Consider the following 15,476-nt stretch of genomic DNA (forward strand, 5'->3'; position numbering starts at 1 on the left):
ATGATGGGTTTTAGTTGTTGTTATTTGAATGAAATTGTAAAATAAATGCATTTTGTTGAATGTAAATATTGTTAATGATGTGATTGTTTGAAAAAATACAAATCGTCACTTTCTCCGCTTCACTACCTAACAACCCATTTACGCGGTACTTTTGGAAGGATATTAATCAACCAAAATCTACTCCCGCATGAAGAAGTTTTCCCGCTTAATAAGTGCACTCGCGTGCATGTTTATTATGTCGACTGCCAATGCGCAAAACAACACCGATTCCGTGACTTGGAATGGTAAGGCGAGTCCTACTGCTGTACCATTCTTACGTATGAATACGGACATCCGCTCTGCCGGTATCGGCGAAAGTGGTGTTGCTTTGCCGGGCGACAATGTTACCCATTACGCCAACGCGGCACGCATGGCACAAATAGAAAGTAAAGGAGCCGTGGCAGTAGCTTACACGCCGTGGATGAGTAACCTTGCTAAGAACATTGCACTCTATGCCGCTTCCGGTCACTACAAATTCAACGAGCGTGAAGTATTTTCTGCTTCGTTGCGCTATTTCAAACAAGGTAAATTATTGCAAACCGATGAATACGGGCAAAGCGTAGGAGAATCGAATCCCTATGATTTGGCTGTGGATGTATCGTATGCAAGGAAATTGTCCAACCGTTTCAGTATCGGTGCTGCTTTCCGGTATATCAACTCGCATATTGCCAATAACAGCTATGCAGGGTATAAGAATGGAAATGCTGTTGCGGCCGATTTGGGTGTGTATTATCAATCCAAAGAAAATGCACAGGGGCAAAGCTGGCACGCAGGTGCCGCCCTTACCAATGTAGGTACAAAAATCAAATACGGCGAAGACAACAGTAGTTACAAGCTGCCTTCCAACTTCGCGTTAGGCGTAGCCTTTCAACAGAAATGGGAAGAACTGCACCAAGTGATCCTAACAACCGAGGTGAACAAACCACTCGTGAAATCTTACGTGGATGGCTTTGGTAAAAACATCGTGTACAACGTAGGGGGCGAATATGCTTACCGTAAAATGTTGGCTTTACGTGCCGGGTATAATTATGAAAACACGGCCGTAGGCGGTTTAAGGTATGTAACAACCGGGCTAGGGGTGTATTATAAAATCCTCCGGTTCGACCTTGCTTATTTAATTCCTACGCAAGATGGTGCCAACGCAACGATCTCGAATACTTTCAAATTTGGGTTCTCATTCCTCATCCAGTAAACTATCCGATTAACTCTACTAATGATCAACAACATGAGAAATCGTTACGCAAATATGCTACGTTTCACATGCCTCGTTATAGCTCTATTATGTGCCGTTGTAACCTTCGGTCAGCAAAAAGGAGTTCACGCAGGGCAAGTGATCGTGAAAATTAAAACAACCGCGGCACAACGGGTGGCTGTCAACGCGAAACGCTTGGCAACCAATACCAGTGCTGCTACTTTCTCTTCTGGTATTACCCCGCTAGATGCGGTGGCTCGTAAATACAGCGCTACAACTATGCAACGCGTATTCCCGTATGCCGGTAAAATGGAAGCTAAAATGCAAAAATATGGGCTCGATCGTTGGTACGTGATCAAGCTCGATGGCAATACAGATGTGAATACTTTATTGGCGAATTTTAAGCGGGTAGACGAAGTGGAAATCGCTCAACCTGTATACGCAGTAAAGTCGGTTGTAAATGCCAGCATCAAGAAGTTTTCCGCTAAAGGAATTAAACCGCTGAGTACGGCACCGGTAAACGATCCTGGGTTTCCGTACCAATGGCATTACGAAAATACCGGTCAAACCGGTGGTTACGTAGGTGCCGATATTAAATTGCCCGGTGCTTGGAAAGTAAGCATGGGTAACCCCAGTGTAATTGTCGATATCGTGGATGAAGGTGTAGATTTTTCCCACGAAGATTTACAAGCGAATATGTGGGTAAACCAAGCGGAATTAAACGGTGTGGAAGGTGTGGATGATGATGGGAATGGGTATGTTGATGATGTGTATGGTTATAATTTCGCAGAAAGTATGGGCCGTATTACGCCGGGCGACCACGGTACGCACGTAGCGGGTACGGTAGCAGCTGTTAACAACAATGGTAAAGGGGTAGCCGGTATTGCCGGTGGTTCTGGTAAAGGTGATGGTGTAAGAGTAATGTCGTCCGAAATTTTCGGTGCAACTACAGCAGGTGGTGCAGCAACAGCGGCGGCCATTGTATATGGCGCAAATAACGGCGCTGTGATTTCTCAAAACTCTTGGGGGTATGAAACACCCGGTGTGTACGATCCTTTGATTTTAGATGCGATTGATTACTTCACGAAGGAAGCCGGTAGAGATGCCGATGGTAAACAAGTAGGCCCCATGAATGGTGGTTTAGTAATTTTTGCATCAGGTAATAGCAATATTGGTGATGATGCTTATCCCGGTTATTATGCGCCTACATTAGCGGTTAGTGCTACTACAATGTTCGATAATAAAGCATCCTATTCTAACTACGGTGCGTATGTAGATATTTCTGCTCCCGGTGGCGATATTACAGGCGATGCCGATGAAATGGTATTAAGCACCGTGGTGGGGAATAAATACGGTTATATTGCAGGTACTTCTATGGCTTGCCCGCACGTGTCTGGTGTGGCTGCTTTAGTGGTTTCCCAGTTTGGCAAAATGGGCTTCTCGAATACGGATTTAAGAAACCGTTTGTTAAATACAACAGATAAGTTCTTAGCTATGAATCCTGCGTATGCCGGTTTAATGGGTATCGGTAGATTGAACGCTACAAAAGCCCTGCAACCCGATAAAGGAATTGCGCCGAATGCCATTACTAATGTAACCGGTATCAGCAAAGCCCAAAATAGCATCGACCTCAACTGGACGGCCCCAGTAGATGTCGATAATGCCAATGCAGCAAACTACATTGTGTATTATTCCAAATCATCTTTTAGTGATGCGCAAAAGGATGCCGTTACAAAAGTAAATATCGAGAAAGCAAATGCCGCAGGTACAGCTGAAACGTTTGTATTAAGTGGTCTTGCTCCTTCAACGGCTTATTATGTAAGTATTTCTTCACGTGATATGTGGGGGAATGAAAGCTCACTATCTAACCAAGTACAGGTAACTACCTTAGATGGCCCCATCATTAACGTACCAAGTACTACGTTAACCATGAACATCAATGTCGCTACTAATCCTAAAGGTACTGCAACAGTAACCTTAGGAAATACGGGTAAAGGCCCGCTTACTTGGACAGGCAACACGATTCCTGTTTCTTCCTCATGGGCTATGCCACGAGGATATAAAGATACCTTGCGTTATGCTACACAAACATATGCCAGCGGCTATTTGGGTGATGATGAATTAGTCCCTTTTGCTGCTGCTACCCGTTTCGTAGTAAAACAAAAACCATTCAACTTAACCCACGTAGGTAACTATGTGCAAACCCAATCCATCGACAAACCCATTACCATTCAAATCTATAAAGGTGGCGATGACCCGTCGAAAGGAACGCTCATTCATTCCCAAAACATGCCAACACGCTCTACTTGGGGGCAATTAATGGTAACGAAACTAAACGGCATGTATACCTTCCAACCTGGCGAAGTGTTCTGGATTGTATATGCGTATGATCCCGAATATGCTTACTCGCAAGGGTACGAATACGGTGCCCCAGATTCTTTGGCCAATAACTTCCTCACGAGCAGTAACCTCGGTAAAACATGGAAAAATGTACAAAGTCAATTCCAAGCGATCCGTTACAGCATGATGGCCTTAAGCAATGAAGGTAATTTCGGAGGTTTTGTTTCTTTGTTGCCTAGCACCGGTACTGTAGCTTCCAATGCAAATGGTACGATTACTTTAACAGGTGATGCCAATACCATTCGTAATGGTACTTATAACTTTAGAGTGAATATTAGCTCTAACGACTTAAACAACCCAAGTGCGGATGTGCCGTTGATTGTGAACGTAACAGGCCAAAAAGCGGCTTTAACTAGTAAAGAAGGTATCTTGGATTGTAAGCAAGTGTTCATCGGTAAAGAAGGTACCGCGAAGATTAAATTGTACAATGCCGGTTTGGCAAAATTGCACAATATCACGTTTGCTTCCGACAATGCTTTATTCACGAAAGTAGCTGCTCCAGATACTTTGTATCCCGGCGATTCTGGCGTGTTCAGTATTAAATTCATTCCTACTACAGCAGGCTTACAACAAGCTAAAATTACGCTCAATAGTAATGGAGGGTCATTAGCTTTAACTGCAAGTGGTTTTGGGGTAGAACCGCCTAAAATGAGCCTAGAAACGCTTCCTGTACAGATTGTTGCGAAAGCAGATTCAACAGGTAAGAACACCTTGAAGATATCAAACGTAGATGGTAAATACCCATTAAGCTATTCTTTCCCTGCTATCGCAGCGTTGGCAAAAATGCCGAAAACAATGCAGCAAGGAAGCGAGCCATATGGTCAATATACCTACATCGATAGTAAAGAACCGGGAGGTCCCGTATACCATTGGAACGATATTGCTTCCAGCGCTACCGACATTACCCGCGAATTAAACGCCGATCCGAAACGTGCGAAGCTAATACAATTAGGGTTCCCGATGAACGTGTATGGCGATACCATCCACCAACTGTACGTAACAAGCTACGGCGTGTTATCATTCAGCTATCCAGGTGCGATGAATATCAGCAGTGGCAGCTTGCCTATTGAAGATGATGGCCTCACCGGTGGTATCTACGGGTTTTACATGAATAACCGTGATCCATTCATCCCGGTGAACTTTAAGATTTATTTGAAGTATGAACCCGGTAAAGTGATTGTACAATACAACGATATGGAGTACTTCACCGGTAGCTTCTGGGGCGGTGGCTCTACAAGCATGGGTAAGGCTACGTATCAAATGGTATTACATAGCAATGGCATCGTTGAAATGAACTTCAAAGATGTAATAAATGCCATGTGGACAGGCTACGCCTTAACAGGTCTTGAAAACAAGCAAGAATCGAAAGGCTTCAACGTACAAGATTACATGTTAGAGAACCCATGGGTGCCGGATGATAATACCTCTTTATGGATTGTACCGAATGCCAAGCAATTCGTTACGTCAATTAAACCTTCTGCAGGTGCTATAGCACCCGGTGAAGTAGTAAATGTAGAATTTGTAGCGACTGCAAAAGACCTCGTAGATAGCACCTACGAAAATATTGTACAGCTTACAACGAACGATCCGAGCCAAGAAAGCGTGGCAGTACCTGTACACTTAACTGTAACGGGTGAGCAAGGTTTCTTGCAAAAAACAAGCAGCCTTAGCTTCGGTAATGTATACAAACAAGGATCAGCCACCTTGGAAGCGGTATTTATGAATACAGGTAAAAAACCGGTGAACATCGCGAGTGTTAGCATCAGTAACCCTGCCTTCACAACTACCACTACATCTACCGTAGTGCCCGCTTTATCGGAAGTTCGTATTCCAATTACGTTCACACCTACTGCTGTTTCGAACTACACAGGTACAGTAACGGTTGTAACGGATAATGCGACCACTACTACTTATACTCTTAGCGTAAGTGGTGCAGGTAAGGCTACTCCAAGTGTAAGCTATTCCTTGAATGGTGGTCAGCATAAAACATTGCAAATCGATGAAACAGCACCAGGTAGTGTACGCATTATCAATACAGGTGATGGTGATTTAGATGTGATGTTGGAAACGCCACAATGGTTAGTGAGCGATATTACTTCGAAAGGAGTAAGTAACGGTTTAACCCATGCACAATCATACTCTATCCATAAAAATATCGACAGCACAACGGCGGCTTACAATTGGATTGAGCTAGATAATGGCAAGGGCTCGCCTACCATTGTAGATATAGGCACGGTTCCAGTAGAAGAAATTAGTATTCCATTCGCCTTCCCATATTATGGTAAAACGTATAATAAGTTATACTTGAACGCATTGGGTAGCTTCTTCGTGAAAGAACCAACAGCTTTGCTGAATGTAACAACATCGTTCCCTTCAACCTTGGAACCAAACGGGGTAATTACTACGGCAGATGTGCCTTTGTCACGCCAATTCGACCAATGGGAGAGGAAGTACACCGGTGAGATTTACAAGTATGCCGATAATGAAAAACTGGTGGTAGAGTTCAAGAAAGTATGGTATTACAACTTCTTCTCTAGTGGCGATGCTACCTACGAAATCATCTTCTATAAAGATGGTCGTATTAAATTACAAATGAAAGAAGGAGAGCTAACCGCTAACTTCTTGCATAACTTCAAAGTGGGTATAGAAAATGAAGCCGGTACAGATGGTATCATGGCTTACAACCAATCTATTTTCTATAAAGACCGTGGTGTAATTGAATTCGTGCCATCTTCCAGCTTGAAAGTAAAAGCCGGCGAATCGGTAGATGTACCATTAACATGGACTACCCGCAGTATGACCGACGGTACTTTCAATGATTACCTACAAATCTCTACAAATGACCCGCAACAACCGTCGATCCAAATTCCGTTCTCATTAACGGTGATTGGTACAGATAGCTTGCATACAACCGATACTTTGCACTATGGTAACCTTACCATTGGCAATACTACCGGTTTAACCAAATTGTTAACGATTGTCAACACCGGAACAAAGGATGTAACCATCAATAATGTTACTTTCAGCGACGATAACCAACTGGGCTTCGAAGAAGTACCTGCCTTGCCGCTTATTTTGGCGCCGGGTGAAGAAGTACGTTACAATGTAGTATTACATCCAGGCGAAGTAGCCGCTAGCTTGAAGGAGCAAGTTAACATCGAAAGCAGTGTAGGGAATGTAGTGGTGCCAGTGATGGCCCAAGTGGCATTGCCACCTGTGGTGAGTGTTAATACCACGCAAGTGAAAATGACGATCCAACAAAAGCAAATGGCCGATACCAGCATCGTTATTGCCAATAACGGGGAAGGTGCATTACAATACAAAGTAGCGGTTAATTATAACCGTCCTGGTATAAGCTATAATGGCATTGAAAAAGCTGCCGTAGTAGACAGTGCTACCTTAAAGAGTGTACATACAGCCGGCAAAGTAGCCATGAAAATGGTGCCTATGGCTGCCGGTACTTTTGTGGACTCGATTTCTTATATCGATCCAACAAATAAACTGTTAACCTTCTTAGGTACTGGCGATGATAGTAACCCCATTCTCGCAGCTGCTAGGTTCAATGCCGGTGAAAAAGGCTTCAAATTAAGTCATGTCGGCAACTACTACCGCACCGATGCTATGATGCCGGCTACGGTGAAAGTGCGTGTACTCATCGGCTCTAACATTAACACCGCTACGGCCATCTATTCGCAAAGCATTACCTTGGCCGAAGATACCTTGGGTAGAAACGTAGTAGCGAAATTGGACTCAGCGATCAACTTCAATCCATACGAAGAGTTCTTTATCGAATGGCAATTTGCCCCAGGTATGCGTTACCCACAAGGCGTACAATGGCAAGCAAACGACAATATCAAAAAAGGCTTATTCTATAGAAGGTTTAGCCCAGATGAATCGTTCTTTGAAGAATACTATCCTTTCCATTATGCTATCAATGCCTTCGCTGCCGCAACAGCCGATGGTGGCTGGTTAACATTAACGCCTGTTACGGCCAATGTGAACGGCGGTACTTCGCAAACACTTCAACTCAAAGTCGACGGTAACAAAGTGTTGCCAACCGACCAAGCGGCGAAGATTATCATCAACAACAACGACCCGCTTAAACCAGCTCCAAGTGTAACCTTAAACGTACGTATCGACCAAGCGCCGTATTTAACGAAACACGATACGGTTATTATAAACGAAGCCGATACGTTACGTTACACTATACCGGTAAAAGACGAAGAGAATGGCACCATTGCCGTTAGCTTAGCAACACCAAAAGCAGGCGTAAGTATCAGTAAAACGGGTACAACACATACCTTGCAATTCACGCCTACGTACGAAGAATCTGGTTTACACGTGGTAAGGTTAACATTGAAAGATAATTTCAATAACGAGCGTACCGATTCTATTTACATCCGCGTGTACAATACAAACCGTGCACCGGTAGTTACAAAACCTCTGGGTACGAAAACCATCTCGAACGATCTGCCTAGTTTGGCGTTGAAACTCGATACGGTATTTACCGATCCAGATGGCGATGCTATTACTTATAGTTTCGAGGCGGCACAACCTACTAATGCTAAAGTATTTGTAGATGCAAATGGTAATGCCAGCATTATTCCGCAAGCAGTTGGTAACATTAAAGTACCGTTTACAGCCACAGATGTATATGGTGCATCAACAGTCGATACTTTAACACTCAACATCAAAGCCAATACACCGCCGGCAGCTAGTAATATGCCAAGCGTAGTGGTGGAAATAGGCAGCCAAAGAGTGCTGAATATTGCCAATTACTTCACCGATGCTGATAATGATGCATTAACGTACACGGTAAGCACCGATAACCCAGCTATTGGTACAGCTACCATCACGGGCGCAGATGTAAACGTAGCAGGTATTACAGTTGGTAATACACTCGTAACAGTAACGGCGAACGATGGAAATGGTGGTATAACTAAAAATACCTTCTTGCTGAATGTACTGGGTAATAAAGGCAATGTGGTAGATGATTTACACATCAAAGTGGCTCCTAACCCAATCCGCGCAAATGCGAATATTACGATGCAACTAGGTACCGCTAAAAAGGTACGCATCGACGTGGTAAGCATGAACGGTAAGCTACAAGGTGTGTTGTTCGAAGGAACAGTACAAGCTGGTTATCAAACCATTCAAATAAATGCAGCGAACTTAACAGCCGGTAACTATTTACTCCGTTTCAATATCGACGGCAAAGTAGGAGAGGTGCAGATCGCTAAATTCTAATCTATACGTCCTATTCAACACTAAACGGTCTCTCTCTACCCAGTAGAGAGGGGCCGTTTTTTCAACCCTACGGGATTTTACTTTCATGTTTTAATTTGTACATTGTGGCGCTAGATAGTATTACAAGTATATATACCGAGTTTATGGGTAGAAAAGAGGTAAAGAGTTTTATCGCTTTATTTATCGGCTGGATGATGCTGATTTTTTTATTGATGACACCCGAAGTACTCGTGGTAAACCGTGGCTACTTGGTAACGAAAACATTCGCCATACAATACGGCTTGTTTGGGTTCATTAATTTCATCATTTTCTGCATTTCCTCTTTCTATTTTACGCCCAAGTTCTTCCAAACCAAACGGTTTATTTCCTTTCTATTGGTTTGTTTCGCATCTATTATACTGTTCGGGATTTTTAAGTATTTCGTGGGTAGAATCTTCTATGATATAGTGCTGGCGCAATATAAACTCCCCGGCGTACCGGAATACGTGAATGCTGTGAACTTTATTTTGATTTCTGTGCGGAACACGGCCTGCTCTTTGTTGATAGGTTTGGCGCATCGTAGTTTTATCGATTGGATTGCCGCCGAGAAAACGCGCCGGGAACTCGAGAAACAAAAGCACACCGCCGAAATGGCTTTCTTGAAAATGCAAGTCAACCCGCATTTCTTATTCAATGCCCTCAATAATCTCTATTCCCTTGCTACGCTTGAGAAAAGCAATAAAACTGCTCATGGTATAATGAAATTGTCGGATATGATCCGGCACATGTTGTACGAAAAAGAAGACTCCCAAAATAAGGTGAGCCTGCACAAAGAGGTAGCCTATCTAAATAGTTTTATCGATTTAGTGAAGCTGCGCTATGAAGATGGGATTAATATTCACTTTAGTATTGAAGGCGATATGGATAGTCACCGCATTAGCCCATTATTACTCTTCCCTTTAGTGGAAAATGCCTGCAAGCATGGGGTGCTCGATGATCCGCAACACCCGGTAAAAATATCCTTGGAAATCACACAAAAAGAATTGTATTTTACCGTTAGCAATAAAATCAACAATTATCTAAAAGATAAAAGCGGTGGTATCGGGCTCGACAATATCAAAAAACGTTTGCAATTGCTCTACCCGAATAAACACGTGATGCATGTAACCAATGACGCCGAAGCATTTACAGTCGAACTAAGCATTCCTTTTTAAGAGAAAAACCAAAATCGCGGGCGTATGTTGAAATGTTTAATCATTGATGATGAACCTTTGGCCATTAAATTGATCGAAGACCACATCAAGAAAATGCCTTTTTTAGAGTTAGTAGGTGCCTATACCAACCCATTAAATGTAATGGTATCACTTAACCAAACAGAAGTCGATCTTATCTTCCTCGACATCCAAATGCCGCAACTAAGCGGTGTACAATTTATGGAAGTATTGCGTAACCGGGCGATGGTAATTATTACCTCCGCTTACCAGGAATACGCGATCAATGCTTTTGAACACAACGTGGTAGATTACTTACTCAAACCCATTTCGCTGGAACGCTTCTACCGTGCCGTTGATAAAGCGTACAAGTTAAAGTTTCCCATGACAGTTCCCGCCAAGCCTATCGCCGATGTTTATCCATCTACCGGTGGCTATATCTTCGTAAAGGTAGAAACCAAAATGGTGCGTATCGAACTCGATGATATCTGCTACATCATGGGGCTAAAGAATTATGTTTCCATCTTCACCAAAACCCAACGCATTGTTACCCTCCAAACAATGAAACAGTTAGAAGATGTGCTTCCCCCTAATCGCTTCATTCGCGCCCATAAAAGTTACTTCGTGGCGCTCGATAAAATCATTTCAGTAGAGAAACAACAGATCCATATTAAGGATAAGGTGATTCCAATAGGGCTAACTTATATTGATCATTTTTTTAAAGCACTGGAAGGGTTGAAAGCTTGATGCAATTGAATGGAGCATATATAAAGCAAAAACCAGGACAAGAATGCCCTGGTGATATGTTTAAACCTATAACTGTCACTTCGACAGTAACAATCTTCTTTATTGTCGATTTTATAATTTCAATTGAGCTGTTATACAGGTGAAGAATATGTTTTTGCCTGGCGTGGCATTTTTTAAATATTCTCCTGCCCTGAAATAAGCAGATTCTAACCTGAAAAGGGTAAAAGGGTTAGGGCGATAACCCAAACTGCCCGAAAGCTGCTGGCCAATAGATTTACCCGCTACGTTTTTACCTGTTAACATGAAGGCGCCATTAGGGCCATACATACCATCTTGCTCGCTGTAGCGCCAAAACCAAGCGAATTCCCCGGTGGCAGTTAACTTCTTGTGCAAGGGCACGTTAACGTAAGGGTGCACATCGATCAGGTTAGCAGGACCTAATGCCGGTGCTAAACCGAAGTACGCGCCTCTTGGGTATAACGGGTTGAAGGTTTCTACGGTGTTGTCGGTGTAAGAGCGGTTACCGCTGATGAGTTCGGATTTCAATCCCAATTCCGCCTTCACCTTTAGTTGGTCAAATACATAACTCGTGTTGCTGGAAACTGTCCATGCCCGGATATTCGTTGTACCCACTTTGCCGAATTGGTATAAAGCTTCCCAATCGTAACGCCAAGTGTTGGACGTATGCCAAATTCTTGTACCCACGGAATGTCGAGTTTCTTCGCCGCTTAGTTGATCGTATTTGTTATTGGCTTTCCATAAGCCCAAGTAGTAAAATTCTACATGCTTTAAAACAGGCACTTTTGCATGCGTGTAATACACGCCCCAGAATTTGTTATCCCGGTTAAATCGATCATCAAATATCCCGTGCTTAGATGGTACGGCATGACTGTACCATGCATCCAACGTTTGATTCTTCATGGAAAGTAACACCCTCGCTGCATCGAATGATTGGCGGTTGTTAGGGGCTTCCCGAACAGCGATAAGTCGTTGCGAACCATATTGTAATTCTTGTCGACCTACCCGTAAAGTAATAGCTGTTTGCGGGTTGAAGGCATGTTGTACATCAAAGAAGAATTGATGACCATCCAATATATTTTCCTCTACGCCGCTGGGGTTCATTCTGTCCCCGGCTTGGCTGCTCTGTAGTTGTGCAAACACCCGGAAGTGTTTACCCAAATGCATATCGGCATGTACAAGAAAGCGCGATAATACATAGCCTGTGCTATCTTTCGGTTCAAGTCCCCAAGCTTCGTTGTTCACGTAGAAGTATTGGAACCGCACATCGGCCCCAAAGGTAACATAGCTAGTGCCTTTGGGATGTAGCTTGGTGTACTTCATTTTTCCGTACATGTCCAATGCGGAGTCTTTTCGTAGATAGCTATAATCTTCATTATAGTACAAGCTGGCGAACTTGGGTTGTGTTTGTGCGTGCAAGGCACTACCTACGAAAACTTGTGCAATCAAATATGTGCTGATTAATATCTTTTTCATACACCCCATTTTGCAAGCATCCGCCTATTAAGCCAGCAGTCAACCGAGTATCCACCTGGACCCACCACTAGCAAGAATAAAAATGAAAGACTATACATGAACGGCACATCCTTTACTAAAAGTGGGTCGTGAGCATGCAACACAAAATAGCCGGTTAATGTAATGGCCAACACGGGCAAGATGGCTAAACGGGTGAATAGGCCGAAAATGATAAATACAGGAAACACGAGGTTGCCCGCAATAGCAAATGCACTATTCAATACTTCCGGCAAGTGCAATGGATTGGGCACTTGCTCGGCTACTTCTACGCCTATGCCAATCTTCTTCAAACCATGCACAATCATTAACTGTAGCGATAAAACAATTCTAAATACCAGTAATGCTACGTTTAATATGTGTGTGCGGCTCGATGTGTTGGTCATATTTTCTATGATTTCACGCATCTTATTTGTATTGATATCCTCCAAAATATTTTACAGGCGACCATGCAGGAATAACCGGCAATGGTGCAGGTGCAATTTGTGCGTAGGGTGCAGCGCCGTACACGATTTTACCATCTACGATAGTTAATACGGCTTGTATTTGTAAAATCTCATCGCCGGGAATGTTAAAATAATCACGGTCGAGAATCACTACATCTGCCAAGTAACCTTTCTTCAACATGCCTTTATCTTCTTGTTGTTTGATAAGGCTATAACTACCTGTTGTCAATAATTGCAAAGCCGTGGTACGATCGAGTTGATTATCCGGCGAAAGAATTGTGTTGCCTCCTAACGTTTTACCTGTTACCAACCAGTACAAGGCTACCCAAGGATTGTAAGATGCTACACGCGTACCATCGGTACCTAATCCTACCGGGATGCCTGCTTTTAATAATTTGGCTACTGGCGGTGCATGCAAGGCTTGTTGAATGCCATAGCGGTGTACAAACAATTCTCCTTGGTAAGCCATCCTGTGTTGAATGGCTACACCACCACCTAATGCTTTAATACGCGCAATGTTTTCATCACTAATCGTTTCAGCATGATCGAAGAACCAAGGCGCGTTTTGTACGCTGATGGTTTTGTTTACTTGTTCTATCACGTCTAAATCACGACCAATACTCTCATTATACGTTGCGTGAATACGGAAAGGCCAACGATTTTTTACCAATTGTGTTAACACAGGCGTTAAGCTGCTTTCCATGCTGGTAGGTAGTTCTGGGCGTGGGAACAAGAAATTTTCGAAGTCGGCTGCATCGGCTACAAGGTTTTCGCCACCGCCGGCTACTTTATACTCGATGTGGTTGATATCATTATGACCTTGGTGGTCGATATCTACCATCCCAATCCATTTATTATAATCTTGTAACTCGGTTCCTTTCTTTTGTGCGAAAAGATAATAGGGGAGTCGTAAGGTAATTTTTCCTTCTTTGTTTAATTGATCCGTGATAGTGTAATCATCCGGGAAATTTTGGAATCCTCCACCTGCGTCCATCACAGCAGTAACGCCTAAGCGGTTCAATTCGCGCATGAATTGTAGGGTAGAGTTCACACGTTCTTCTGTACTTAGCTCGGGTAATTTCGCGAGCGTGCTGTACAAGATAAAGGCATTGGGTTCGGCCACAAGCAAACCGGTGGGTTTTCCTTGGTTATCTTTTTCGATAAGGCCACCCATTGGGTTTGGGCTGTTTTCATCCATTTTCAAAGCGGCGAGGCCGGCTTTGTTTAACCATGCTTTACTGTATAAGTAAAGGATAAAGGCAGGTGTGTTACCTGTTGCTTCGTTAATCTCTGCTAAGGTAGGTAAGCGTTTCTCCTCAAATTGAAATTCATTCCAACCGCCTACAACGCGTACCCATTGCCCCGGTGGTGTACGTTGCGCTTGTTCTTTCAACATCTCTAACGCACGTTTTAAACTGCGAACGCCATCCCAACGAAGCTCCGAATTGTAGAATCGGCCACCGCGGATAACATGTAAATGGCTATCGAACAAACCGGGAATCACCGTTTTACCTTGTGCATCGATGATGCGGGTAGTTTTGTTCTTGAGCGAAAGGATTTGTTTATTAGAACCGGTAGCAATGATTTTGTTATCGTTAATGGCGATAGCATCTGCTTTCGGTGCATTCGGGTCGAGTGTATGGATGTTGCCGTTGATAATGATAATGCTGGCTTTTAGGGTTCCTTGTGCGTGTACACTAGAAATCCCGGCCAACAGGCAAAAGGCAAATAATAATTGTTTCATAATGGGTGCCAGGGGGAAAGAAAAAGGCAGCACGACACTGCCTTTTTGTGTTGCTAATAAAATTTCATGGCTAGCGAAACAAACTAGTGTTTCAACATTTCGTGTGCGTATTGGATACCAAGACCGTAGCTACCACCAAAACGTTTCATTAAGTCGGTAACAGGTTTGTACGTTTCTTGGCGTGACCAATCGCGTTGTAATTCCAAAATGTATTGAACAGAAGTAATCGGCACACAACCAGCTTGTACCATACGGTCGATGGCCATTTTGTGTGCTTCTTCAGATACATCACCACAAGCATCCGTAATTACATATACTTCGTAACCTTCTGCGCGGGCCGATAATGCTGGGCCAACAATACAAACACCTGTCCATAAACCAGCTAATACCAATTTCTTTTTATTAGTAGCAGTAATGGCTTTATACGTAGGCACATCTTCCCAAGTATTCATCGTTGTACGATCGTAATATTTTGTAGTGCTAGGAGGATAGAACTCCATGATTTCTGGGAATACAGGACCAGAGAAAGATTTTTCTGCTACCGTAGTAACAATCGTTGGCACTTTAAAAATTTTGCTGGCACCTGCAACAATCGCCGTGTTCTGACGCAATTCAGGCGTAGTAATGTTTTCTACAGCAAAAGCCATTTGACTTTCATGGTCGATCATTACCAAAGCGTGGTTGGTAGGAGATAACAATGCATCAGCTGGCTTTTGTGCGTTCGCAACAAATGAAATGCATAACATGGATACCGCGAAAAGCGACATGCAGATTTTTTTCATATGGGTTGTGTATTAAGTTGATAATGATGCAAAATTAGTAGCGTTCATGACGGCGATCAATTGACAAACAGAACGAACTGTTGTATATTTTTTTCACTGCAAATGAGGTGGTCGGTATTTCTTTGAAATGTATACTGGTAGGTAGTTTGGTGGAAATTT

8 protein-coding genes are annotated in these 15,476 nt (G+C 43.2%); 4 read left to right on the plus strand and 4 right to left on the minus strand.

From position 1 onward, the window contains the following. Window positions 1-187 precede the first annotated feature (187 nt). The 4 genes from LX64_RS08190 (at window position 188) to LX64_RS08205 (ending at window position 10,815) form a co-directional block, all read left to right on the plus strand. On the plus strand, window positions 188-1,231 hold the full coding sequence (locus LX64_RS08190; RefSeq protein WP_148707244.1) for a PorV/PorQ family protein: 1,044 nt from the start codon (window positions 188-190) through the stop codon (window positions 1,229-1,231). Window positions 1,232-1,285: 54 nt separating this feature from the next. Beyond that, a complete protein-coding gene (locus LX64_RS08195; RefSeq protein ID WP_158538578.1) occupies window positions 1,286-8,878 on the plus strand; it encodes a S8 family serine peptidase in 7,593 nt (2,530 codons plus the stop codon). Window positions 8,879-9,021: 143 nt separating this feature from the next. Next, window positions 9,022-10,071 carry a sensor histidine kinase gene (locus LX64_RS08200; protein ID WP_148707245.1) on the plus strand — a complete coding sequence of 350 codons (1,050 nt, stop codon included), beginning with the start codon at window positions 9,022-9,024 and terminating at the stop codon, window positions 10,069-10,071. Window positions 10,072-10,095: 24 nt separating this feature from the next. Continuing rightward, on the plus strand, window positions 10,096-10,815 hold the full coding sequence (locus LX64_RS08205) for a LytR/AlgR family response regulator transcription factor (protein ID WP_111597163.1): 720 nt from the start codon (window positions 10,096-10,098) through the stop codon (window positions 10,813-10,815). Between the two features lie 111 nt (window positions 10,816-10,926). On the opposite strand, the gene LX64_RS08210 is transcribed toward LX64_RS08205, so the two are convergent. The 4 genes from LX64_RS08210 to LX64_RS08225 form a co-directional block, all read right to left on the minus strand. Beyond that, entirely contained in the window at window positions 10,927-12,309 is a 1,383-nt protein-coding gene (locus LX64_RS08210; RefSeq protein WP_111597164.1) for an alginate export family protein, read from the minus strand. After that, entirely contained in the window at window positions 12,306-12,752 is a 447-nt protein-coding gene (locus LX64_RS08215; RefSeq protein ID WP_111597165.1) for a DoxX family protein, read from the minus strand. The genes LX64_RS08210 and LX64_RS08215 overlap by 4 nt, the downstream gene beginning before the upstream one ends. A 1-nt stretch (window position 12,753) precedes the next feature. Next, entirely contained in the window at window positions 12,754-14,535 is a 1,782-nt protein-coding gene (locus LX64_RS08220; protein ID WP_111597166.1) for an amidohydrolase, read from the minus strand. Window positions 14,536-14,618: 83 nt separating this feature from the next. After that, window positions 14,619-15,317 (minus strand): hydrolase, encoded by a 699-nt coding sequence (locus LX64_RS08225; protein ID WP_111597167.1) that lies wholly within the window; start codon window positions 15,315-15,317, stop codon window positions 14,619-14,621. Window positions 15,318-15,476: the final 159 nt, after the last annotated feature.

Source organism: Chitinophaga skermanii (genome assembly GCF_003259335.1).
GTDB lineage: Bacteria > Bacteroidota > Bacteroidia > Chitinophagales > Chitinophagaceae > Chitinophaga > Chitinophaga skermanii.